Source organism: Paracoccus endophyticus (assembly GCF_003286075.1).
Taxonomy (GTDB): domain Bacteria; phylum Pseudomonadota; class Alphaproteobacteria; order Rhodobacterales; family Rhodobacteraceae; genus Paracoccus; species Paracoccus endophyticus.
The window spans coordinates 1-20,943 of sequence record NZ_QLUV01000003.1 but is presented as its reverse complement, the minus strand read 5'-3'; the positions used below and the strand labels follow the sequence as shown (position 1 = coordinate 20,943).

25 protein-coding genes are annotated in these 20,943 nt (G+C 67.6%); 13 read left to right on the top strand and 12 right to left on the bottom strand.

What is annotated here, in order from left to right; genetic code table 11:
• The first annotated feature begins 305 nt into the window (after positions 1–305).
• The 5 genes from DPQ23_RS05035 to DPQ23_RS05015 all read left to right on the top strand — a co-directional run bounded on the left by DPQ23_RS05035 (position 306) and on the right by DPQ23_RS05015 (position 4,526).
• Positions 306–1,103 (top strand): ABC transporter substrate-binding protein, encoded by a 798-nt coding sequence (locus DPQ23_RS05035; protein WP_112873616.1) that lies wholly within the window; start codon positions 306–308, stop codon positions 1,101–1,103.
• Between the two features lie 63 nt (positions 1,104–1,166).
• Entirely contained in the window at positions 1,167–1,835 is a 669-nt protein-coding gene (locus DPQ23_RS05030; RefSeq protein ID WP_112873615.1) for an amino acid ABC transporter permease, read from the top strand.
• A gap of 4 nt (positions 1,836–1,839) precedes the next feature.
• Positions 1,840–2,502, top strand: coding sequence for an amino acid ABC transporter permease (locus tag DPQ23_RS05025; RefSeq protein ID WP_112873614.1), 663 nt, complete (start codon positions 1,840–1,842; stop codon positions 2,500–2,502).
• A gap of 19 nt (positions 2,503–2,521) precedes the next feature.
• The gene (locus tag DPQ23_RS05020) at positions 2,522–3,247 is read left to right on the top strand and encodes an amino acid ABC transporter ATP-binding protein (protein ID WP_112873613.1); all 726 of its coding nucleotides are present in this window, start codon (positions 2,522–2,524) and stop codon (positions 3,245–3,247) included.
• A 10-nt stretch (positions 3,248–3,257) separates the two neighbouring features.
• Positions 3,258–4,526, top strand: a complete 1,269-nt coding sequence (locus tag DPQ23_RS05015; RefSeq protein ID WP_112873612.1) for an NAD(P)/FAD-dependent oxidoreductase — start codon at positions 3,258–3,260, stop codon at positions 4,524–4,526.
• 305 nt (positions 4,527–4,831) lie between these two features.
• Here the strand turns inward: DPQ23_RS05015 and DPQ23_RS05010 are convergent, their stop codons facing one another.
• Positions 4,832–6,124 (bottom strand): NAD(P)/FAD-dependent oxidoreductase, encoded by a 1,293-nt coding sequence (locus DPQ23_RS05010; RefSeq protein WP_112873611.1) that lies wholly within the window; start codon positions 6,122–6,124, stop codon positions 4,832–4,834.
• A 14-nt stretch (positions 6,125–6,138) separates the two neighbouring features.
• Positions 6,139–6,804 (bottom strand): helix-turn-helix domain-containing protein, encoded by a 666-nt coding sequence (locus DPQ23_RS05005; RefSeq protein WP_240602447.1) that lies wholly within the window; start codon positions 6,802–6,804, stop codon positions 6,139–6,141.
• Between the two features lie 36 nt (positions 6,805–6,840).
• Here DPQ23_RS05005 and DPQ23_RS05000 point away from each other — a divergent pair, with 36 nt between their 5' ends.
• The 5 genes from DPQ23_RS05000 (at position 6,841) to DPQ23_RS15350 (ending at position 10,321) form a co-directional block, all read left to right on the top strand.
• Positions 6,841–7,602, top strand: a complete 762-nt coding sequence (locus DPQ23_RS05000) for an ABC transporter substrate-binding protein (RefSeq protein WP_112873609.1) — start codon at positions 6,841–6,843, stop codon at positions 7,600–7,602.
• 67 nt (positions 7,603–7,669) lie between these two features.
• Complete coding sequence (locus DPQ23_RS04995; protein WP_112873608.1) at positions 7,670–8,320, top strand: amino acid ABC transporter permease; 651 nt, start codon at positions 7,670–7,672, stop codon at positions 8,318–8,320.
• Positions 8,317–9,051, top strand: coding sequence for an amino acid ABC transporter ATP-binding protein (locus DPQ23_RS04990; RefSeq protein ID WP_112873607.1), 735 nt, complete (start codon positions 8,317–8,319; stop codon positions 9,049–9,051). The genes DPQ23_RS04995 and DPQ23_RS04990 overlap by 4 nt, the downstream gene beginning before the upstream one ends.
• A gap of 2 nt (positions 9,052–9,053) precedes the next feature.
• On the top strand, positions 9,054–9,944 hold the full coding sequence (locus DPQ23_RS04985) for a 2-hydroxyacid dehydrogenase (RefSeq protein ID WP_112873606.1): 891 nt from the start codon (positions 9,054–9,056) through the stop codon (positions 9,942–9,944).
• A gap of 98 nt (positions 9,945–10,042) precedes the next feature.
• Positions 10,043–10,321, top strand: coding sequence for a hypothetical protein (locus tag DPQ23_RS15350; RefSeq protein ID WP_162630643.1), 279 nt, complete (start codon positions 10,043–10,045; stop codon positions 10,319–10,321).
• 170 nt (positions 10,322–10,491) lie between these two features.
• Here the strand turns inward: DPQ23_RS15350 and DPQ23_RS04980 are convergent, their stop codons facing one another.
• Positions 10,492–11,295 carry a universal stress protein gene (locus DPQ23_RS04980; RefSeq protein ID WP_112873605.1) on the bottom strand — a complete coding sequence of 268 codons (804 nt, stop codon included), beginning with the start codon at positions 11,293–11,295 and terminating at the stop codon, positions 10,492–10,494.
• A 266-nt stretch (positions 11,296–11,561) separates the two neighbouring features.
• Between DPQ23_RS04980 and DPQ23_RS04975 the strand changes: the two genes are divergently transcribed.
• Complete coding sequence (locus DPQ23_RS04975; protein WP_112873604.1) at positions 11,562–12,647, top strand: calcium/sodium antiporter; 1,086 nt, start codon at positions 11,562–11,564, stop codon at positions 12,645–12,647.
• A gap of 28 nt (positions 12,648–12,675) precedes the next feature.
• On the opposite strand, the gene DPQ23_RS04970 is transcribed toward DPQ23_RS04975, so the two are convergent.
• From DPQ23_RS04970 to DPQ23_RS15345, 9 genes are all read right to left on the bottom strand, one after another.
• Positions 12,676–14,370, bottom strand: coding sequence for a complex I subunit 5 family protein (locus DPQ23_RS04970; protein ID WP_112873603.1), 1,695 nt, complete (start codon positions 14,368–14,370; stop codon positions 12,676–12,678).
• Positions 14,367–15,842 (bottom strand): complex I subunit 5 family protein, encoded by a 1,476-nt coding sequence (locus DPQ23_RS04965; protein ID WP_112873602.1) that lies wholly within the window; start codon positions 15,840–15,842, stop codon positions 14,367–14,369. Before DPQ23_RS04965 ends, DPQ23_RS04970 begins: the two co-directional genes overlap by 4 nt.
• Positions 15,839–17,296 carry a complex I subunit 5 family protein gene (locus DPQ23_RS04960; protein ID WP_112873601.1) on the bottom strand — a complete coding sequence of 486 codons (1,458 nt, stop codon included), beginning with the start codon at positions 17,294–17,296 and terminating at the stop codon, positions 15,839–15,841. Before DPQ23_RS04960 ends, DPQ23_RS04965 begins: the two co-directional genes overlap by 4 nt.
• Positions 17,293–17,619 carry an NADH-quinone oxidoreductase subunit K gene (locus tag DPQ23_RS04955; protein ID WP_112873600.1) on the bottom strand — a complete coding sequence of 109 codons (327 nt, stop codon included), beginning with the start codon at positions 17,617–17,619 and terminating at the stop codon, positions 17,293–17,295. The genes DPQ23_RS04960 and DPQ23_RS04955 overlap by 4 nt, the downstream gene beginning before the upstream one ends.
• Positions 17,616–18,560: an MnhB domain-containing protein gene (locus DPQ23_RS04950; RefSeq protein WP_112873599.1), complete on the bottom strand. Its 945-nt coding sequence runs from the start codon at positions 18,558–18,560 to the stop codon at positions 17,616–17,618. Before DPQ23_RS04950 ends, DPQ23_RS04955 begins: the two co-directional genes overlap by 4 nt.
• Positions 18,557–18,850 carry a cation:proton antiporter gene (locus DPQ23_RS04945; protein ID WP_112873598.1) on the bottom strand — a complete coding sequence of 98 codons (294 nt, stop codon included), beginning with the start codon at positions 18,848–18,850 and terminating at the stop codon, positions 18,557–18,559. The genes DPQ23_RS04950 and DPQ23_RS04945 overlap by 4 nt, the downstream gene beginning before the upstream one ends.
• Positions 18,847–19,152, bottom strand: coding sequence for an MrpF/PhaF family protein (locus DPQ23_RS04940; protein WP_162630642.1), 306 nt, complete (start codon positions 19,150–19,152; stop codon positions 18,847–18,849). The genes DPQ23_RS04945 and DPQ23_RS04940 overlap by 4 nt, the downstream gene beginning before the upstream one ends.
• On the bottom strand, positions 19,145–19,642 hold the full coding sequence (locus DPQ23_RS04935) for a Na+/H+ antiporter subunit E (RefSeq protein WP_112873596.1): 498 nt from the start codon (positions 19,640–19,642) through the stop codon (positions 19,145–19,147). The genes DPQ23_RS04940 and DPQ23_RS04935 overlap by 8 nt, the downstream gene beginning before the upstream one ends.
• Positions 19,643–19,720: 78 nt before the next feature.
• Entirely contained in the window at positions 19,721–19,915 is a 195-nt protein-coding gene (locus tag DPQ23_RS15345) for a hypothetical protein (RefSeq protein ID WP_162630641.1), read from the bottom strand.
• 114 nt (positions 19,916–20,029) lie between these two features.
• Here DPQ23_RS15345 and DPQ23_RS04930 point away from each other — a divergent pair, with 114 nt between their 5' ends.
• A complete protein-coding gene (locus tag DPQ23_RS04930; protein ID WP_112873595.1) occupies positions 20,030–20,308 on the top strand; it encodes a DUF2442 domain-containing protein in 279 nt (92 codons plus the stop codon).
• The coding region (locus DPQ23_RS15340) for a hypothetical protein (RefSeq protein ID WP_205961416.1) at positions 20,305–20,943 on the top strand (639 nt) is incomplete at its 3' end. The genes DPQ23_RS04930 and DPQ23_RS15340, both read left to right, overlap by 4 nt.

Here is a 20,943-nt window from a genome sequence, read left to right as displayed (position 1 = left end):
GCCAGGGCACGGCAAGTTCCGCGAGGCGGACGGGGCGACTGCCTGCCGCAAGGGCATTCGAGACGTGAGTCAGGACAGGGGACGCAGCGGTGTGGCTCGAGGAGGCTGACCTGCTGCCCGTAGACAGTCGGCCATGCCACATGAGAACACTTGGCTGTGGGCTGCGAATGGCATGAACATCTTGTGTCGCGAACGGTGCAGCTTGAGATTCACCCGTACGCCTTTGGCCAGGCGCCAGGCATCGGCCCGCAGGAAAATCAAGAGGGCGGAGCGTTTCCGAACCTCGCAACAGGGGAGAAGGAAAGATGAAAAACCTCACTGCGCTCGCATGTGCCGCGATACTCACGGGCATGGCGGCGGTGGCCACGCCGGCGGCGGCGGGAACGCTGGACGACATCCTGGCGCGCGGCGAATTGCGGGTGGCGGTGCAGACGCAGGGTCCTCCGTTCTCGTTCATGGACAAGAACGGCCAGCGCACCGGCAGCGCCATCGAACTGACCACGCTGATGGCGGAGGAGATGGGCGTGAAGGTGGTCTATCTCGATTTCGACTGGGACGGGCTTCTGCCGGCGCTCATGTCGGGCAAGGCCGACATGCTGGCGGCCGACATGACGCCGACGCTGGCGCGGGCCACCAAGGTCGCCTTCACCAAGCCGTTCATGTATGTCGGCGCCGTGGCCTTCGCCAAGCAGGGGGGCGACATCGCCTCGGTCGAGGACTGCAGGAAGCCCGGCACGACCCTCGCCGTTCTGCTGGGATCGACCGGCGAGAAGCTGGCGCCCAAGGTCTTTCCCGAGGCCGAGATCAAGTCCTTCAAGGGCGGCGGCACCCTGATCCTGGACGCGGTCGCCTCGGGTCAGGCCAAGTGCGGGCTGAACGACAACTCGGCGGTCAAGGCGCAGGCGGCGGCCTATCCCGAGGGCACCTTCACCATCTTCGAGGAGATGCTGTCGAAGGAGCCCCTGGCCTATGCCGTGCGCTACGACTCGATGGACCTGCTGACCTGGGGCAACCTGTTCATCGACACCGTGACGCTGGACGGGCGGCTGGATGCCAACCTCGACTACTGGGTGAACTCGGACGCCTGGAAGGCCGATCACTGATCCCTGCGCGGCACCGCGGGACCTGGTCCCCGGTGCCGCCCTTTCGACAACCGATGGTGGGACATGCTGGGCGGACTGAACACGCGCGTGATGCTGGAATACCTGCCCGAGATCTGGCAGGGCTTTCTGGCGACGCTGTTTCTGTCCGCCGCCAGCTTCGTCGGTGCGATGGTGCTGGGGGTGCTGGCCTGCGCGCTGGCCATTCAGCCGCTGCGCTGGCTGCGTGCGCCGGCGGTGGTCTATGTCGATGCGATCCGCGCCACGCCGCTGCTGGCGCAGCTGTATTTCCTTTACTTCGGCCTGCCCCGGCTGGGCGTCGTCCTGCCCGAGATGCTGATCGGCATCATCGCGCTGTCGCTGAACTCGGGTGCCTACATGGCCGAGATCATCCGGTCCGGCATCCTGTCGATCCCGCGCGGCCAGGTCGAGGCGGGGATGAGCACGGGGCTGAGCTACCTGCAGCGGATGCGGCTGATCGTGCTGCCGCAGGCGCTGCGGGTTACGGTCTCGCCGCTGATCGGCCAAGCCATCGTGCTGATCAAGGACAGCTCGCTGCTGTCTCTGATCTCGGTGGTGGAATTGACCCGCGCGGGCCAGCGGATTGCCATCGATCGCTTCATGCCGGTCGAGGGGCTGGTGGCCACGGCCCTGGGCTATCTGGTGCTTTATTACGTCCTGAAGTCGGCGGCGGGCGCATGGCAGGCGCGCAACAGCCTTCCGGGCAGAGGATAGGCGCATGGTCTGGTTCTATCTCGAACGCATCTTCGGCTACTGGCCTGTCCTTCTGAAGGGCATGGGGATGACCATCGGGCTGTCGCTTCTGTCGCTGGTGATCGGCGTGGCGATCGGCTTCGGCTTCGGCATCATCCGGGCGGGCCGCAACCGCTGGGCCGCGCGGGCGCTGGGACTTTACATCGACTTCTTCCGCGCCACGCCGTTCCTGGTGCAGGTCTTCATCGTCTTCTTCATCCTGCCGCAGGTGGGCATCGAGCTTTCGGCCTTTGCCGCCGGCGTTGTCGCGCTGTCGAACATGGCCGCCTGCTTCATCGGCGAAATCGTCGCGGCGGGCCTGAAGGCGGTGCCCCCCGGGCAGTCCGAGGCGGCACTCGCCTCGGGGATGACCCGCGCCCAGCAGATGCGGCTGGTGGTGATGCCGCAGGCGGTCCGCATCATCACGCCCTCACTGGTCGGGCAGTTCGTGCTGCTCATCAAGGATTCCTCGGTCGTCTCGGCCATCGGGCTTCTCGACCTCACCCGCTCGGGCTGGCTGATCGTGCAGTCGGTGCCGAACGGCCTTCTGGTCTTCGGCATTGTCGGCGTCGGCTATTTCATCATCTGCTATCCGCTGATCCACCTGTCGCGCCGGCTGGAGCGCCGCGGACAGGCCGCCTTCCTGTGACCTTGGGACACACACCCGCATGATCGAATTTTCCGGCGTCAACAAATGGTTCGGCTCGCTGCATGTCCTTCGGGACATAAGCCTGACCGTCGCAAGGGGCGAGGTCGTCGTGGTCTGCGGACCCTCGGGGTCCGGCAAGAGCACGCTGATCCGCTGCATCAACGGACTGGAACCGTTTCAATCCGGCAGGCTGCTGGTCGATGGCACCGATCTGGCCGACCGCAAGGCGCTGCTCAGGCTGCGGACAGAGGTCGGCTTCGTCTTCCAGAGCTTCAATCTCTACCCCCACAAGACGGCACTGGAGAACGTGACGCTGGCACCGATCCATGTGCGACGGCTGAGCAGGGCGCAGGCCGAGGAAAGGGGCAGGGCGCTGCTGGAGAAGGTCGGGCTGGCCGACAAGATGGACAGCTATCCGCACCAGCTTTCGGGCGGCCAGCAGCAACGGGTGGCGATCGCGCGGTCGCTTTGCATGCAGCCCAAGATCATGCTGTTCGACGAACCCACCTCGGCCCTGGACCCCGAGATGATCAACGAGGTGCTGGACGTGATGGTGGGGCTGGCGCGCGAGGGCATGACGATGATGGTGGTCACGCACGAGATGGGCTTTGCCCGCAAGGTCGCCGACCGCGTGATCTTCATGGACCGGGGCGCCATCGTGGAAACCGCGCCGCCAGAAACCTTCTTCACCGCGCCCGCCCATGCCCGCACGCGCGATTTCCTGAGCAAGATTCTGCATCAATGACCCCTCGCCCATGATGGACCAAGCACCCCTTGCGCCGCAGGACATCGCCGTGATCGGCGCGGGCCTCGTCGGGTCGGCCTGCGCGCTCGCGCTCGCCGCGGACGGGCACCGGGTGACGATTTACGATCCCGATCCGCCCGGCGCCGGCACCTCGTCGGGCAATGCGGGCGGGATCGTGACGGGGGCGGTGGTGCCGACCGCGACGCCGCAGGTCTTGCGGGCGCTGCCCTCCTATCTTCTCGACCGCAATTCGCCCGCCGTGCTGCGACTTCGCCATGCCGTCCAGGCGGCGCCCTGGCTGTGGCGGTTCATCCGCGCAGGCCGCCCGGCCGAGGTCGCCCGGATCGCGGCGGCGCTGTGGCCGCTTGTCGACGGCAGCCTTGCGGCGCATCGGCATCTTGCGGGGCTGTCGGGCGCGGCTGGCATGATCACCGACGAAGGCTGGCTGAAGGTCTATGCCTCCGAGGCCGAGTTCGCTGCCACCGCAGCCGACCGGCTGCTGATGGACCGCTGCGGGGTCCGCTATCAGGTGCTTGACCGGGATGAGGTGATGGCACTGGAGCCGGGCCTCAATCCCGATCTGGTGCAGATCGGACTGCACCAGCCCGAAAGCGGGTTTGTGCCAGATCCACGCGGTCTGGCCCAATCCTACGCCGATGCGGCCATGGCGCGGGGGGCGCAGCACCTGCGCCAGCGGGTGCGCGGTGTTGCCCGCTCTCCGGCTGGCGTGACGGTCCATGCCGAGCCCGGGCCGCAGCACTTCGATCGGCTGGTGATCGCGGCGGGGGCATGGTCGGCCACGCTGGCGCGGCAACTTGGCGACCGCGCGAGCCTTGATACCGAGCGCGGCTATCACCTCGGCTTCGGGTCGGGGACCGCCGACCTGCTGCGGCGTCCGGTTGGACTGCCGGGCCTCGGGATGGTGCTGTCGCCGATGCAGGACGGTTTGAGGCTGGTCAGTGGCGACGAACTGGCCGGGCTGGTGGCCCCCCCGGACTTCCGCCGCATCCGGGCGCTGGTGCCAGGGGCGCAGCGGGCGGTTCCAGGGCTGAGGGGTCTGCCCGTCGTCAGCGAGTGGATGGGGTTCCGGCCCTCGACTCCCGACTCGCTGCCGGTGATCGGGCCGTCGCCGCGTGGGCCCGAGGTGGTTCATGCCTTTGGCCATGGCCACCTGGGACTGACGCTGTCGGCGATCACCGCGCTGATAGTGGCCGATGCCATCGCCGGGCGGCCCCCGCGCCTCGATCCTGGCCCCTACGGCATCGAGAGGTTCTCATGAACGGCCTTGCGATCATGCTTGCCCCCGAGCCGGCATCGCGGCCCCTTGACCGTGACAGTGGACGCTCCCCGCTCTGAGGCGGCATGACACCCTGCCGCCGGCCCCGGCCCAGCGCACGAGGGGCAGGGGTGCATCCGTGCAACACGGGTGCTTCTGCCGCGCCGGCAGCCTGCGGCAATGCTGCCGAAGGCCGCAGGGCAGGATCGGCAGGGCGCACGCTCCCTCCGAGAGGCAGGTCGGGCGGGGCGCGGTGTTCCGCGATGCCGCCGCGATCACCGAGCTGGTTGCAGCCGCGCGCCGCCGGCCTATCGCCCGAGGCGATCCTGAAATCGCGACCACGCCACGGTTGCGATCACGGCAGGCTTTCGCATGAAGTGGAACGGGATCGGGCGCGGGCGGGTCACCGGATAATCCAACGCGCCTTCGGGCGTATCGGTTGCCCAGTCCGCAAGAACCTTGCCCATGGCCGAGGCCAGTGCGACGCCACGCCCGTTATACCCCATCGCCGCCATCACGCCGGGCGCGACGAGGCTCAGGTGAGGGTAATGATCTGCGGTCATGGCGACGTAGCCGCCCCAGGCAAAGCGCCAGGGAATGTCGCGAAGTTCGGGATAGAGCCTGACCGAGGCTTCGCGCAGCACCTGCATCTGGCGACGCGTGGCTCCGGCCGAGTAGTTGCCGCGCCCGCCCATGATGAACCGCCCAGCCGCATCCTTGCGGAAATAGACGAGCAGCCGGCGGCTGTCCGAGGCCGAGTGGCCTTGCGGCAGGATGCGCCCGGCAATCTCGGGGGGCAGGACATCGGTTGCGACCTGGACCGAGCGGATCGGCACCACGGTGCGGTCCATGGGGGGCACGACGGAAGACGTGTAGCCATTCGTGCAGACCAGCACCCTGCGGGCCAGGACCTCGCCGCCTTCGGTGCGCAGCAGGTGATCGGGGCCGCGTGTTTCATGCGCCGTCACGCGGCTGCTGCCGTGGATGACCGCACCGGCCCGCATCGCCGCATCGGCAAGGCCCAGGGCATAGTTCAGCGGATGCAGGTTGCCGCCGCGCTCGTCGATCATCGCGCCGCGATACAGCTCGGTGCCCAGCAGCGCCACCGTCGTATCCCGGTCCAGCATCCGCAGCGGAGCACCGCGCCGGGTCCATTGCTCGACGCGACGCCGGACCACCGTATCCGCCGCGTCGTTGTGGACGGGCTGGATCCAGCCCGTCTGGCGGGCGTCGCAGTCGATCCCCAGGCGCGCGATCAGATCGAAGACGAATTGCCCTGCGCCCCCCGACAGGGCGACCATGCGCCCGCCCACCTTGGGCCCGAACTGCGCCTCGATCGTGTCAGGGTCTTCCTTCAGGCCCGGATTGACCTGACCGCCGTTGCGCCCGGACGCCCCCCAGCCGGGAGAGTGCGTGTCGAGCACGATGACGCGCTGTCCCCGCTCAGCCAGGTGAACCGCAGCGGAAAGGCCTGTGAAGCCCGCCCCGATGACTGCCACGTCGCATTCCGCCGTTCCCCGCAATGCTGGGCAGTTCGGCGCAGGGTTTGCGGTCGCCGTCCACAGCGAGTTGGCAATCACGTCCTCTTCGTTCTCGATCATCCCCATGGGTCCTTTCAGTAGACGGCCGGTGTCACGATCCACAAGACCTCGGCTGTTTCGCTGCTCTCGCACCAGAAGCGGATCATGCGCGTCGCCTCGAAGGCAAAGCTGTCCCCGGTGTTCAGGCGGCGGGTGTCGCCATCGACCTCGAGCATCAACTGGCCCGAGAGCACGGTGCCGCATTTCGCACCGCTCGGGTGATTGTAGGGGGTATCGCCGGTCGATCCGCCCGGGCGGATCATCAGGCGCATCATCTGGATGCCCGTGCAGCTGTCGGGCGTCATCAGTTCCTTGACCATCCCCTTGGCGCCCAGGTCCAGCATCCGCCGCTGGTGCCGTCGCACCACGAGGTCGTCGGGATCACCCGCGTCAGCCGTGTCGAAAAGCCAGCCGACAGGCATTTCCAGTGCACCGCAGATCGCGCCCAGCGACCGGACCGAGGGCATCGTCAGCCCGCGTTCGACCTGGCTGACCAGTCCGATCGAGACTTCCGCCCGGCGAGCGACCTCTTTCAGCGAGAGGCCGCGAACCTTGCGACGCTGCCGCAGTCGTGCGCCGATGCCGTCTGGCTCTGCTGCATCCGCATTCAACTCGATCGTTGGGGAGTTAGGAGGCGAGGACATGCGTTGACAACCCGATGTTTGTTTCGTCAGACTGAAACAACCCGCAAGAAGTTTCAATGATGATGAATCCATATCGGGCTTGGGAGGATAACCATGAACAAAGTGACTTGGATGATGCGCGCTGCCGTGCTGACGCTGACCGCCAGTGTGGCCCTGTCGGGGCAAGTTCTGGCACAGGATACGCTGAAGGTCGGCTCGACGCCCTCGGGGATCCCGTTCACCTTCCTCGACGTCCAGACCAACGAGATCGACGGGGTGATGGTCGATATCATCAACGCGATCGGGGCAGAGGAAGGCTTCACGGCCGATATCGAGGCGACCCAGTGGAGCGCGCTGATCCCCTCGCTGACCTCGGGCAAGATCGACGTGATCGCCGCTGCGATGTATGCGACCGAGGAGCGCGCCAAGGTCGTCGCCTTCAGCGACCCGGTGTATTCCTACGGCGAGGGGTTGTTCGTTCCCAAGGACGACACCACGGCCTATGCCTCGCTGGACGATCTTGAGGGCAAGGTTGTCGGCGCGCAGGTCGGCACCGCCTATGTCGGGCCGCTTCAGGCCAGCGGCAAGCTGAAGGAGGTCAGGGTCTACGACACCATTGCCGACATCATGCGCGACGTGTCGCTGGGCCGGATCGACGCGGGCTTCGGCGACCGCCCGATCGTCGCCTATCAGCTGTCAAAGGGTGCGTCCGACGTGCGGCTGGTGTCCGAATACGAAAGCACCATCGTCGGCGACGTTGCCATCGCCGTGCGCCAGGACGAGCCCGAACTGCTGGCGCGGATGAACTCCGGCCTGGCGAAGATCAAGAAGGCCGGCAAGCTGGACGAGATCATCGCCGAGTGGGGCATCGAATAAGACCTGCGGGGACGGCAATGGATCGTCGCCGTCCCGCCTGACCGCGCACTGAATGGGACATTCGCCGATGGGTTTCTGGGAACGGGCTGCCGATTATGTGCCGCTGCTCTTGCAGGGGGTGTGGCTGACGCTGATCGTCACCTTCCTCTCGGTCGCCCTCAGCACGCTTCTGGGATTCCTCTGGGCGGTCATGGCCTGGACCCGCCACCCTGTCCTGGTTGCGATCAGCCGCGGCTTCGTCACCATCATTCGCGGCATCCCGATCATCGTGCAGCTGTTCTACATCTACTTCGTCATGCCCGAGATCGGGATCAACCTGACTGCCATGCAGGCCGGGATCATCGGTCTGGGCATCGCCTATTCGGCCTATCAGGCGGAAAACTTCCGCGCCGGCATCGAGGCCATCGACAAGGGCCAGATCGAGGCGGCCCATTCGATCGGCATGACCGACCAGCTTGTCATGCGCCGGGTCATCCTGCCGCAGGCCATTCGCATCGTCCTGCCGCCCTTCGGCAACACGATCATCATGATCCTCAAGGATTCGTCGCTGGTCTCGACCATCACCGTGGCGGAACTGACGCGGCAGGGGCAGCTGATCGCGGCTTCGACCTTCGACAACATGACGGTCTTCACGCTGGTGGCGCTGATCTATCTGGCGCTCAGCCTGCCGCTGACCTTCCTCACCAGGCATCTGGAAAAGAGATATTCGCAGGCATGATCCAGGTTCAGGACATCCACAAATCCTTTGGCACGCTGAACGTCATCAAGGGCGTGTCGTTCGAGGTCAACAAGGGTGAGGTGGTCTGCATCATCGGCCCGTCCGGCTCGGGCAAGTCCACGATCCTGCGCTGCATCAATGGTCTGGAGACCTATCAGCGCGGCGCGATCCTGATCGAAGGGGCAAAGGTCGATCCCGCCGACCGCTCGATCACGAACCTCCGCACGCAGGTGTCGATGGTGTTTCAGCGTTTCAACCTGTTTCCGCACCGGACCGCGCTGGAAAATGTCATGGAGGGTCCGGTTTTCGTCAAGAAGACGGCGCCCACGCAGGCCCGTGACCAAGCGGCGGCACTGCTGGACAAGGTGGGGCTGGGCGATAAGCTGGACACGTATCCGGGCAAGCTGTCAGGCGGGCAGCAGCAGCGCGTGGCGATCGCGCGGGCCCTGGCGATGCAGCCCAAGGCGATCCTGTTCGACGAACCGACCTCGGCGCTCGATCCCGAACTGGTGGGCGAGGTGCTGACGGTGATGCGCGATGTCGCGGCCGAAGGCATGACGATGGTTGTCGTCACGCATGAGATGGAGTTTGCGCGCGCCGTGGCCGATCGTGTCCTCTTCCTGGAGGGGGGCGTGATCGTCGAGCAGGGGCCGCCGCAGGACGTGCTGCGCAATCCTCGACATCCCCGCACCCAGGACTTCCTGCACCGCGTCATCCACCCGATGGAGTGAGCATGGGCAAGCTCGTGTATGTGGACGCGACACCGCACAGCGTGTCGCTGCTTGCGGATCTCGACTGCCCGGATGGCATGGTCATCCATTCAGGCGATCCCGACCGCGAGACGCTGCGCGACCTGTTCGTGGATGCCGAGATCGTCTGGAACGGGCATACCTACATGACCGCCGACGACCTTGACGCCGCGCCGTCGCTGAGGCGGATCATCTTTCTGGGCACCGGGGCATCATCCTATATCGACATGGCTGCGGCCGAAGCCCGCAGCATCACGGTCGAGACGATCCGGGGCTATGGCGACCAGGCGGTCGCCCAGCACGCCATCGCATTGGCGCTGAGTGCGCTGCGCCAGATCGCCCTGATGGATCGCAGCCTGCGTGCTGGTCACTGGGAGCCGCTTGCCGGCCGCGAGTTCCAGGACCTGACCTTTGGCATCATCGGCATGGGCGGGATCGGGCGGGCGACAGCTGGCCTCGCCGCTGCCTTGGGGTTTCGGGTGATCGGATGGAACCGCTCGCCCCTTGAGGACACACCGTGCCCGCTCATGTCGCTCGACGCTCTTCTGGGGACCGCCGACGTGATCAGTCTGCATCTGGCGCTGACTTCGGAAACCGCCGGGATGATCGATGCCGACGCGCTGGGCAGGATGCGGCGGCAGGCCGTGATCATCAACACTGCTCGTGCCGGGGTCATCGACACGCCGGCGCTGGTCGCAGCCCTCTCGGCGGACCGTCTGGGTCACGCCGCTCTGGACGTCTTCGACGAAGAGCCCCTGCCGCCCGACCATCCCTTGCTGTCCCTGCCCAATGTGACCCTGACGGCACATGCGGGCTTCAAGACGGACGCTGCTCTGCGTCGATTGCTGGTCGAGGCCTTGGCCCGCGTGCAGTGAAAGCGCGGCACGCGCGAGTTTGCATGGCCTGAGCCGCGCGGGATGGGCTTTGAACTCCCTGGTTTGAAACATCTGAAAGCCAGAGCGAGAGAACGCCGGTGGAACTCTGCCCAATTCCTGGCCGAGGACGTCACCGCCATGGAACGCCATGGCGCGCAGGTCACGGCCCCATCACCGCGACCGGCTCGCGCATCGAGGCCGACCACCTCGTCGACGCCGCCGGCGCCTGGGCCAAGGACATCCGCGCCATGCTGGGTCTTTACGTTCCCATCGAGCCTTTGCGCCGATCTGAGCATTACGTCGAATGCGAGGAATCGATCAAGCCGCTGCCCCATCTGAAGGACCCCGAGCGACAACGGACCCGCAGTTCTGGATGAACCTTCAAGGGCAGGGGGACCTCGCGCTCCGAGCGTGAGATCGGCGAGGCAATCCGACACCTGCCAGCACGGGCGGCGCAGCCCCCGGAGGCGCCGAACCAAGCCGTTCGGCCTGTCTCTTGCAGGGCGGCACGGGGCGAGAGCGACAAGACCCCTGAGCGCGTCGCGGCTCAGGCCACAAGCAGGGTCGGGTGCCTCGGACCCTGGGCCAGGATGCTGGTGGTCAGGCTGCCGAACAGCATCTCGTGCAAGGTTCCGTGACGAACGGCGCCAGCAACCAGCAGATCCGCCCCGGACTCGACGCAATGCCGCTCAAGCACGTCACGCGCAGGGTCGCCCTTTCCCTCCAGGACCACAAAGGTCGACTCTGCGCCGTGCATCGCGGCCAGATGCGCCGCTTCGACGCCCGATTGCCCGGGGCGGTGCGCGTCAGTCTCCTCGATGCTGGCGATGATGATCCGGCCCCCCGGCCCGGCAAGGGCAATGGCGGCGCGCAGAGCCCGCGCGGCGGCGACGGAGCCGTCCCAGCCGACAAGCATCGAGGAGGGCAGGGCGGCAGTCCCCGTCGAACCTGGAAGCAGCAAAAGAGGGGCGCCGCCATTGAACAGGGCGGCCGAGGCCACCATCCGGGCCGCGATCGACGGCTGGAAAGGGTAGTGGATCACGCCGAGGTCGCTGACCCGCAGGTGATCCGCGAAGACGTCGCCGGCCCCATGGGCATAGCTCGACCGATCGAACACCCGCAGCTTCAGTCCGTCGCGGGCCGCGAGCCGCTCGAAGTCCAGCCTTGTGTCGTCGAAGGTGGCCTCGCCCCTTTCCTGTGGTGCAAGGCTCGGCAGGACTTCGGTCACATAGGCGAGAACGTCGATCTCGGCGTCGCTGGTCGCCGCAAGACGGCCGGCCAGTTCGACCGCCGCGCGGTCGCCCGGGCCAGAGGGTATTTCAACCCGCACCGAGATCCGTTTCAGTGTCATTCTTCCCCCCCCCTCGTGGCGCAGTTCTTTCCCTTGCAGGCCGACAGGCCTCCTGTCGTGGTGTCACTGACGCACCCCAGACAGATCGTGGTCCTCGCCGGCGGGTTCAAGGGACCGGGGAAGACCGCCGTTGACCCGGCGGGATCGAAGCCGGCCGGTTGCCGGGCCGTCCCCATCGCTGCAAGGGCGGGCTGCGGCGCATATCGTCGTTGACCCTTCCTGCGCCGGATGAGAACCCTTGCCGGGAACGGCGCCGGATTCATCACATGGACATCATCTTTTTTCTGGGCGGGCTGGTCTTGCTGGTCGTCGGGGCCGAACTGCTGGTCAAGGGCGCCTCTCGTCTGGCGCTGGCGCTGGGGCTGTCGCCGCTGGTGGTTGGCCTTACGGTCGTGGCCTTCGGCACCTCGGCGCCCGAGGTCGCCGTCTCGGTGGGCGCGGTCTGGGGCGGGCAGAACGACATCGCCATCGGCAACGTCGTGGGCAGCAACATCTTCAACGTGCTGTTCATCCTGGGGGTAAGCGCGCTGGTCACGCCCCTGGCCGTGAACCGGCAGGTGATCCGCCAGGAGGTCCCGATCATGATCGCGGTCAGCGCCCTTCTTCTTGTGATGCTGCACGGCGACCGCGTGATCGGCACGGCCGAGGCGGCGCTGCTGCTGGTCCTGCTTGTCGGCTACACCGCCTTTCTCGTGATCCAGTCGCGGCGCGCGAACGGGCGCGCGCAGGACGAGGTCATGCCCGACGGGGTGGCTGCGGATGCATCCCCCGGGGCCGGGTCGCGGCTGGCGCAGGTGGTCCTGATCGTCGGCGGGCTCGCCTGTCTCGTGGTCGGATCGCGGCTGCTCGTCACGGCGGCCGTGTCCTTCGCCAAGGCGCTGGGGGTCAGCGACCTGGTCGTGGGCCTGACCATCGTGGCGGCGGGCACGTCGCTGCCCGAGGTCGCCACATCGATCACCGCCGCCGTCCGCGGCAACCGCGACATCGCGGTCGGCAATGTCGTGGGCAGCAATGTCTTCAACATCCTGGGCTGCCTTGGCCTGTCGGGCCTGGCCGCGGGGGGCGCGGGGATCGCCGTGGCGCCGTCCATCCTCGCCTTCGACGCCTGGGTCATGCTGGTCACCGCCATCGCCTGCCTGCCGATCTTCCTGACCGGCCGCGAGATCGCCCGCTGGGAGGGCGCGGTCTTCGTGGCCTATTACGTCTTCTACATCGGCTATCTTATCCTTGCGGCCGAACAGCACGACGCCCTGGATACCTATACACGCGCGATGACGGTGTTCGTGGTCCCGCTGACCCTGCTGACCGCCGCCGTGATCTATGCGGGGTCCCGGAAATTGCGGCGGGGGTGAGGGGTTCCGGGCGCCCGCCCTTGGGCGATCAGCGCAGCAAGGCTGCCAGAAGCGCGCCCATGAGGACGAGCAGGACGACGGCGATGGAAGCCCTGTCCCGCACCAGCGCCTCTATCCTGGCGAGATTGTCGCCCCAGACAGCTGCGGGCCGCCCCTGTGAATCGTGCATCGATACCGCGCCGGTCCGGACCGCGGCCTCGAAGCCGGCGCGGGCGGCGGCAACCGATCGCCGCATCAGGTCCAGAAGATCCCCTTCCGGCAGCAACGGCGGCTTCAGCCCGAGCGCAAGCGCGCCGATCACGAGCAGCCCGGCGAGCGCCAGCGGCCATGTGCCCTCCAGCAGGCTGGCCAGCGTCGTCGCGGCGAACGGCGCCTTGCCGGCCACGGCGGGATACAGGACCACCGGCAGGACAAGCGCCGCCCCCGCCAGCGCCAGCACCGGCAGCGCCAGCAGCAGGGGCGGGCGACCGGCGCCGGCCCGGGCCGGGGGAAGAACCGCCAGAAATCGCGCCAGCACCAAAGCCGAGGTCAGGGCGGACAGGCCGATCAGCGTGGCGCCGAACGGCCCGGCGGGCCCCTTGATCGCCGACTTGGCCAGCGCGCCCGCCGTGAAGGGCAGGCCCGCGATCGACAGCGCCAGCAGCAGTGCGACGGCCACAAGCGCCCGGCGCCAGCCCCTGCCGCACCACGGCGCAAGGCCATAGGACAGAAACAGCGCCCCCTTGGACAGCCCGTGGCCCAGCGCGTATAGCGCCGCGGCCGGCAGGACCGCCGCCGCGGGCGTGCCCGCCGCCAGCGCCGCGCCCAGGACGCCCATCACCAGCCCCATCTGGCTGACCGTGGAATAGGCCAGCACCGCCTTGCCGCCCGGCTGGGCCAACCCCAGCAGCGCGCCCGCGAACAGCCCGGCAAAGCCCAGCAGCGCCAGCACCGTGCCGGCCAGGGGGACGGGCACGCCAAAGGGCAGGAACACCAGCAGGCCGAAGATGCCCGCCTTGACGATGGCGCCCGACAGCACGGCCGAGGCCGGGACCGGCGCGGCGGGATGGGCCACGGGCAGCCAGACGTGCAGCGGCATCAGCCCCGCCTTGATCCCGAAGCCCAGGATCATCAGCCACAGGATCGCAGAAGGCGAGCCGGGCAGGCCAAGGCCCGCGCGGACGTCCGCGATCCACAGCGACCCGCCTGCGTGGTAAGAGGCCAGCATGAACGCGGCCAGAAGGGCGGTCTCTCCGATCACCGCAAGGACGATATAGGCGGTCCCCGCCCGCAGCGAGGCGGGCTTTCTGTCGTGGATGACCAGGGGATAGGCCATCAGCGAGACAAGGGCGAAGAAGACGTAGAAGCTGACGATGTCGGCGGCGACGAACACCCCCAGGTTCCCCGCCAGCACGACGTTCCAGAACAGCGCGAAACCGGCCGGGCGCGGGTCGGTCCGCAGGAAGCGCGCCGCATAGATCCCCGCGCAGACCCACAGAAGGGCCGCGCCGCCCAGGAACACCGCGCCCGTGTCACCCAGCACCAGCCCCCCGTCCAGCAGGATGCCGGGGAGCCGGGCGATCTGGTCGCGCGGCGCCAGAAGCGCCGCGCACAGCGCCGGCACGGGGGCGAGCGGCAGCAGCGCGATCATGCGGGGTCCCCAGGCCGGCACCAGGCAGAACAGCGCCAGCACGAGCGGCCAGACCACTGCGAGGGGCAGAAGGGGCGCCAGGTCCGCCGTCATTGCAGATACCCCCTCTCGGCGATCAGCTTGGCCCAGGTCAGGGGGCTGAACGAGGAAGAGGCGAAGACGCCCGCCGCCAGCGCGGCCGCCGCGGTCACGACCGCGGGCAGGACCAGCATCCGGTCGCGGGTCGTGCCCAGTTCCCGGAACCCCGCCCGTTCCGGCGGGGGCAGAAGCCAGGCCCGATACAGCATCGGCAGGAAATAGGCGGCGTTGAGCAGGGACGAGCCCGCAAGGACCGCCACCACCCACGCGGCGTCCGATTGCAGCCCCCCGATCCCCAGATACCACTTGGAGATGAAGCCCGCCACCGGCGGCACCCCGATCATCCCCAGCGCCCCGATCGAAAAGGCCGCCATGGTCACCGGCATCAGCCGCCCCGCGCCGTCCAGGTCGGTGACGGCCTTGATCCCCAGGCGGTTCGCCAGCGCGCCCGCGCACATGAACAGCGTGATCTTCATGATGCCCTGGTGCACCAGGTGGACCAGGCCCCCGATGACCGCGAACGGCCCGATAAGGCTGGCGCCCAGCAGGATGTAGCTGACCTGGCTGACCGTCGAATAGGCCAGCCGCGTCTTGATCTCGTCCTGCATGACCGCGCGCAGCGAGCCGTAAAGGATCGTGAACGCGGCCAGCGCCGCCAGCGGCGGGCCGAGCCCGAGTTCCGCCACGGTGCCGATGCCGTAGACGTCATAGATCATCCGCACGATGCCGAAGGCGCCCGCCTTCACCACCGCGACCGCGTGCAAAAGCGCGCTGACCGGCGCGGGCGCGGCCATGGCCGTCGGAAGCCAGCCGTGAAGGGGAAAAAGCGCGGCCTTGACCCCCAGGCCGCCCACGCACAGCACGAAGATCAGCGTCAGGGTCAAGGGCGGGACCGCGGACAGGTCGGGGGGCGCGGTGAACTCGATCGATCCGACCAACGCCTTCAGCCACAGGATGCCGACCAGAAAGGCGGCGCTGCCGGCCAGCGTGTAGGCCAGGTAGATGCGGCCCGCGCGCAGGGATTTCTCGTCCCCGTTGTGGACCACCAGCGGCCAGGTGGCCAGCGTGAGAAGCTCGTAGAACAGGAAGAAGGTGACAACCGTGCCCGACAGCGCCACGCCGGTGGCCGACAGGACGCACAGGTTGAAAAAGCCGAAGAACCGGGCCAGGTTCGGCCCGCGCCCGAAATAGCCGATGGCATAGACGGTGGTGACCAGCCACAGGAAGACCGACAGGCTGACGAACAGCAGCGCCAGCGTGTCCACCCGCAGCAGGAAGTCATGGCCCGGCAGAAAGGTGTAGCGCCATTCGAGATCGACGCCGCCGCGGACCTGCCGCAGAAGATCGGCCACGATCCCGACCTTGACCGTCGCGGCGACCAGGTTCGCGGCATTGCGCCAGGCGGCGAGGCGTTCGGGCAGCGCGAAGCTGATGATCGCCGGGATCAGCGGCAGCAGCACGAGGACGAGAGGCGCGGACAGCATCATCGGCCGGGCTCCGCCTGAACGGGCCCGGCGACGGCGGGCGGGGCCGCCACCGACGACAGCTCGATCAGCGTCATGCCGGCAAAGCCCAGGGCGATGGCCAGCGACGCCAGCGCCAGGGGCGCCGCGACCCGCAGGGGCGCCTCGGCCCGGACGGCCGGCGCGGCGCTTCCGCTGAAGGCCACCGAAAGCGGACGGAACAGATAAACGGCCCCCAGCAGGCCGCCGATCACCAGCACGGCCGCAGGAACCACGCGGCCCTGTTCGATCGCGGCGTGCAGCAAAAGGAACTTGGCGGTGAACCCGCCCGACGGGGGCAGCCCGGCAAGCGAGATCGCCGCCAGCGCAAAGGCGGTGACGGACAGGGGCATGGCGCGGGCCAGCCCCGCCAGGTCGCTGATGCGGTCGCCGGCGACGGCCTTGAGCATCAGCCCCGCGGCCAGGAACATCGCGGCCTTGGCCAGCATGTGGGACACGGCATGCACCAGCACCGCGGCCCAGGGCTCGGCGGGGTTCTGGGCATTTGCGATCAGGGGAAAGGCCAGGAACAGATACCCCAGCTGCGCCACCGTCGAATAGGCCACCAGCAGCTTCAGCCGTTCTTGCCGGATCGCCTGGACCGAGCCGTAGAGGATCGCAAGCGCACCCATGCCCCCCAGAAGATCCATCGCGGCCGGACGGATGATCTCGGCGAAGGCCTCGAACCAGAGCCGCAGGAGGATCACGAACCCCAGCTTGATGACGACGGCGGACAGCAGGGCGCTGGCGGGGGCCGGGGCGGCGGCATGGGCGGGGGGCAGCCAGCCGTGCAGCGGGAACAGCGCCGTCTTGACCAGAAGCCCCGCCGTCATGACGGTGATCGCCATCAGGGTCGGCAGGTCGGGCCGCGCGCGGACTGCCAGCAGGGTGGCATCCACCGTGTCGTAATGGCTTGCCAACAGCGCGACGCCCAGCAGATAGGCCAGCGAGCCGACAAGCGCGATCAGGAAATACTGCAATCCCGCCGCAAGCGACCCCATCGCCGCCATGGCGACCGCGGCCAGGCTGACCATCTCGATCGTCACATAGAGGTTGAACAGGTCCGTCGTCAGATAGCCGGCGTTCGATCCGCCCCACATCAGATACAGCATGGGCCAGAACGTGTGGGCGCGCGCGGTCTCGGCCCCCGCCTTCGGCGAAAACTCGTGCCATGCGTAAAGCGCGACCGCCACGAAGCAGGCCGAGGTGGCGGGCACCAGAAGCCGCGCGACGCCGTCGGCGCGCAGCAGGATGCCGAGCGGAAGGTCCCAGTCGCCGACCAGATGGGCCACGCCCGGGGGAAGAACCACGAGCCAGGCCGACAGGGCCAGCATCACCGGGCCCGCGGCCAGGATCAGCCAGCGTCCGCCCTGTCCGGCGACAAGCGCGGCCACCATGAAGGCCAGGGGCGCGGCCACCAGCAGGTCGAGGGGGCTCACGGGTCCTGGTCCTTCGGCTGGTCCGGCCCGGATCCGGCGGCGCGGCGGTCTTCGGACAGGCGGGCGATCATCGCCGTCCCCAGCGCGGTCAGGGCGACCGACACGACGATCCCCGTGATGACCAGCGCCTGCGGGTAAGGATCGGTGACCCCCTCGCCACGCCCCAGCCCGCCCAGGATCAGGAAGATGCCGGCGCCGATGACGTTGACGGCCAGAAGCTGGCGCAGCGGATGGCGCAGGGTGATGAAGCCGCACAGCCCCAATCCGACCAGCACGGCCCCGGTCAGCGGAAACAGATGCCCAAGAACGGCGGGAACCGTCATGGACCCGTCCCTGCCCTGGCAGGGGGTCCGGCCACCAGCAGCGCCAGCGTCACCCCGATCGAGAACGCCAAGACATATTCGATGGTCACGATCAGCGCCTTGGCCGTTCCGTCGGGATAGGCCAGGAACCGCCCCGTCGCCGCCCCGGCAAGGCCGATGGCCAGGAACACCAGCGGCCCCGCCACCAGCGCCCAGCGAAGCCTCGGATCGTCGCTGCGCGGCAATCCGATGGCGCCGCCCATGGCGGCCAGCAGGAACCCGCCGGCCAGCACCGTGCCCCCCTGGAACGCCCCGCCAGGCCGGTCGGAGCCGACCCAGACGAGATAGGCCGCCATCACGAGCGCGACCGGAAGCAGGAGCCGGCCGAAGCTTCCCGCCACGTTCAGGGCGGCGGGATCGGCCATCCGCAGCGCGACCGGGGGCTGCGGCCAGGCGGCGGGGGGCGCCAGCGACCAGACGGCGACCAGGGCACCCAGCAGGACAAAGGATTCAAGCAGCGTGTCATAGGCGCGGAAGGCCATCAGAACCCCCGTCACCGGGTTGTCAAGCCCGATCCGCGGCATGAGCCCGTCGACGACCGGCGCCAGATCGTCGCCAGGCGCAATCGAAAGGACCGCGGCGGCCAACAGGGTCGTAAAGGCCGAACAGGCAGCCGCCGCCCCCAGCCGCAGCCAGGGCCTGGCCGGGCCGCAGGCTATCTCCTCGCCAAGCGCCAGCAGCCGGCTGCGGGTCAGGACAAGCAGCACGCCCGTGACCCCTGCACCGATCGCGATCTCGGCCAGGGCGACATTCACCGCGCCCATCGCCAGCCAGGCCAGTCCCAACAGGTTGCCGAAGACCACGAAGAAGGCGATCGCTGTCAGAAAGTCGCGCACGAACAGCGCGACGCACGCCGTCCCCAGGATCATGACGCACAGGATCAGTTCGAAGGTGGCGGTCATGGTCCGTCGCCATCGTCCTGCCGGGCCACGCGCGCCATCAATTGCGCGCTCGTCCCGGCGGCCAGGATTGCGAACAGCCAGACCGCGGCGATCTTGGCGGCGACGACCAGCGAACCCCATTGCAGCGCAGCCGCCAGGGCGACGAAGCCCAGCCCGACATTGTCGGCCTTGGTCAATGCGTGCAGGCGCGAGGCCGCATCGGGAAAGCGCAGCAGGCCGACCGTCCCGGCCGCATAGAAGAAAAGCCCCGCGGACAGCAGCAGAGTGACGGCGAGGTCGGTCCAGGTCACGAGGGTTCCTTTCCTTCCGGCGCTTGCCCCGGCGGGTCGGGCCGCGCGGCGCCGGGCGGGCTGCCGCGGGCAAAGGCGGACACCAGAACGGCCGCCAGAAGCGTGCCCGTCAGCGCGGCGTCCAGCATCGCCGGGTCCTGCCGGGCCGTCCCCAGGGTGACGGCCACGCCGATCGCGCCGGTGCCCACCAGCTGGACCGCCATGATCCGGTCCACGCGTCCGGGGCCCTTCCAGCAGCGCACCAGCGCCCCCGCGACCGTCACCAGCAGGAACGCCGCGGCAAAGGTGAACATGTCATGCATCGGAGCCGCCTGCTTTCTCGATCCCCCTGCCGAAGAGCCCGAGCGCATGGCGCTGATCCCTCTCGAACTCGCCGGGGTCGAAGCTGGGGGCGTGAAGCAGGTGAAGATCCATCGTGCCGCCCGCTGAAGCCGCCGCCAGGGAACCGGGAACCAGGCTGACTATTCCGCCCAGCAGCGCATTCGCCGCCGCATGGTCGCTGGCCAGCCGGACCCTCGTCCAGGCCGGATCGATCGCAAGGCGCGGCTGGAGCGCGCGCCACGAGACGTCGAAGCCGCCCCGAAAGCCCTGAACGAAGAGCGAGCCGAACAGCGGAACGAGGCGCCCGGCACGAACGCCGCTGTGATCGAGGGGATGAAGCCTTGCGCTGAGGAATGCCGCAGCCGCCGCAGCGACCGCGCCGAAGAGGATCGAGGCGGGGTCGGAGGCGACAAGCACCCACCACAGGACAAAAAGCAGGCCCGTCCGAGAGAAGAACTTGTAAACAGGCATCAACTCTCCCGTCGCTTGGGGGTGGCCAACTATTGGTGCTCTTTCAGGATATGGGCGCTGTTCAGGAATCCAAAATGCTCAGTTCATCTTCTGCAGGGCTTCGGGATGCTTTGCTGGCTTGGGGTGCGGCACACGGCGGGGCCGAGACACGGGAAACGGTTCGGCCAGGTCGCTGATCGAAGACGCGCCGGTGGGGTGGCTTGGTTTGGCTGAACGGCTTTCGGGCTGCCGCCAAGCAAAAGCCGGCAGCGTGATCGGCAGCTTCCAGGCCATGACCTCTCGCCATCGAGGGCCGCAAGCGCCTAGAGTGAGGCTTCGATGCCGGAACGTTGAACCAGATACGGCGGCTTGTTAACGAATATCGCGAGCGTTCGGAAAGGGCCTGGCATGAGCATTTTGCCCAAGTCGCTGCGCTTCGACCAGGACAGCAGGGAGGCAGAGCTGGACAATGGCCTTGTATCGGGCGTGCCGCCAATCTGGTTCCCCCGCCTGCTGCACGCCACCCCGGCGCAGTTTCAGGCCTGCGAGTCGAGCCGGCGCGGCCTGCAGGGGGACACCGTGGACGATGACCTTTCCCTGGCCGGCCTGCTGGCCGGATGGGGCGATCAGACCCACTGGTCATCCCATGGCAGGGAAATGATAACCACCGGAGGAGAAGCATTGTGAATGGACGACTGAGGAAGAAATATCTTCTCGTCGCACCAGTGTGTTTTTACAGGAACCGGGAGGGGCGCATATGGCTTGATGAACTGTGGTGGCACGATCTAAGAGAACACCTGACTTATCTGGAAGACATTACTGTCCTGGCGCCTTGCATGGAAATTTCCGCGCCCGAGAAAGGAATGCTGGAGGTCATCGGACGGGAAAACGGGCGCCTTGAATTCGTCGCCTTTTTTCCCGATGGCGGCTTGCGGACAATTCTGCTGCACCTGCCGGCGGCGGCCCGAGTCGCCTGGAAAGCTGTCGGTCGATCGGAACTGGTGCATTCGGGCGTGGCCGGTTGGCCCATTCCGGTTGGAGCGATTGTCAACCCGATCGCAGTCATCCGCGGCAAGCCGCTGATAATATTCATAGAAAGTGCATTCTGGCGGCTACAGAAAGGAAAGCCTGCCGGATGGAAAACCCGCCTGCGGGCATCCCTGAACGAACGATTCGCCAGATGGACGCTTCGTCAAGCCAGAGCGGCAATTTATACGCATGCCGGATGGCTCTGTTGCACAAATCCCTTCCGTGATTCATGTCGTGAGTCCGGTATGGTAGCTGGTCGGCATGAGCAGACTCACACGCCTGACCTACAAGAC

What these genes read in the sequence shown, in the direction of transcription:
- DPQ23_RS05035 (WP_112873616.1), top strand. Translation starts at nt 306, where the DNA reads ATGAAAAACCTCACTGCGCTCGCATGTGCCGCGATACTCACGGGCATG.
- DPQ23_RS05030 (WP_112873615.1), top strand. Translation starts at nt 1,167, where the DNA reads ATGCTGGGCGGACTGAACACGCGCGTGATGCTGGAATACCTGCCCGAG.
- DPQ23_RS05025 (WP_112873614.1), top strand. Translation starts at nt 1,840, where the DNA reads ATGGTCTGGTTCTATCTCGAACGCATCTTCGGCTACTGGCCTGTCCTT.
- DPQ23_RS05020 (WP_112873613.1), top strand. Translation starts at nt 2,522, where the DNA reads ATGATCGAATTTTCCGGCGTCAACAAATGGTTCGGCTCGCTGCATGTC.
- DPQ23_RS05015 (WP_112873612.1), top strand. Translation starts at nt 3,258, where the DNA reads ATGATGGACCAAGCACCCCTTGCGCCGCAGGACATCGCCGTGATCGGC.
- DPQ23_RS05010 (WP_112873611.1), bottom strand. Translation starts at nt 6,124, where the DNA reads ATGATCGAGAACGAAGAGGACGTGATTGCCAACTCGCTGTGGACGGCG.
- DPQ23_RS05000 (WP_112873609.1), top strand. Translation starts at nt 6,841, where the DNA reads ATGAACAAAGTGACTTGGATGATGCGCGCTGCCGTGCTGACGCTGACC.
- DPQ23_RS04995 (WP_112873608.1), top strand. Translation starts at nt 7,670, where the DNA reads ATGGGTTTCTGGGAACGGGCTGCCGATTATGTGCCGCTGCTCTTGCAG.
- DPQ23_RS04990 (WP_112873607.1), top strand. Translation starts at nt 8,317, where the DNA reads ATGATCCAGGTTCAGGACATCCACAAATCCTTTGGCACGCTGAACGTC.
- DPQ23_RS04985 (WP_112873606.1), top strand. Translation starts at nt 9,054, where the DNA reads ATGGGCAAGCTCGTGTATGTGGACGCGACACCGCACAGCGTGTCGCTG.
- DPQ23_RS04980 (WP_112873605.1), bottom strand. Translation starts at nt 11,295, where the DNA reads ATGACACTGAAACGGATCTCGGTGCGGGTTGAAATACCCTCTGGCCCG.
- DPQ23_RS04975 (WP_112873604.1), top strand. Translation starts at nt 11,562, where the DNA reads ATGGACATCATCTTTTTTCTGGGCGGGCTGGTCTTGCTGGTCGTCGGG.
- DPQ23_RS04970 (WP_112873603.1), bottom strand. Translation starts at nt 14,370, where the DNA reads ATGACGGCGGACCTGGCGCCCCTTCTGCCCCTCGCAGTGGTCTGGCCG.
- DPQ23_RS04965 (WP_112873602.1), bottom strand. Translation starts at nt 15,842, where the DNA reads ATGATGCTGTCCGCGCCTCTCGTCCTCGTGCTGCTGCCGCTGATCCCG.
- DPQ23_RS04955 (WP_112873600.1), bottom strand. Translation starts at nt 17,619, where the DNA reads ATGACGGTTCCCGCCGTTCTTGGGCATCTGTTTCCGCTGACCGGGGCC.
- DPQ23_RS04950 (WP_112873599.1), bottom strand. Translation starts at nt 18,560, where the DNA reads ATGACCGCCACCTTCGAACTGATCCTGTGCGTCATGATCCTGGGGACG.
- DPQ23_RS04940 (WP_162630642.1), bottom strand. Translation starts at nt 19,152, where the DNA reads ATGCATGACATGTTCACCTTTGCCGCGGCGTTCCTGCTGGTGACGGTC.
- DPQ23_RS04935 (WP_112873596.1), bottom strand. Translation starts at nt 19,642, where the DNA reads ATGCCTGTTTACAAGTTCTTCTCTCGGACGGGCCTGCTTTTTGTCCTG.
- DPQ23_RS15345 (WP_162630641.1), bottom strand. Translation starts at nt 19,915, where the DNA reads ATGGCCTGGAAGCTGCCGATCACGCTGCCGGCTTTTGCTTGGCGGCAG.
- DPQ23_RS04930 (WP_112873595.1), top strand. Translation starts at nt 20,030, where the DNA reads ATGAGCATTTTGCCCAAGTCGCTGCGCTTCGACCAGGACAGCAGGGAG.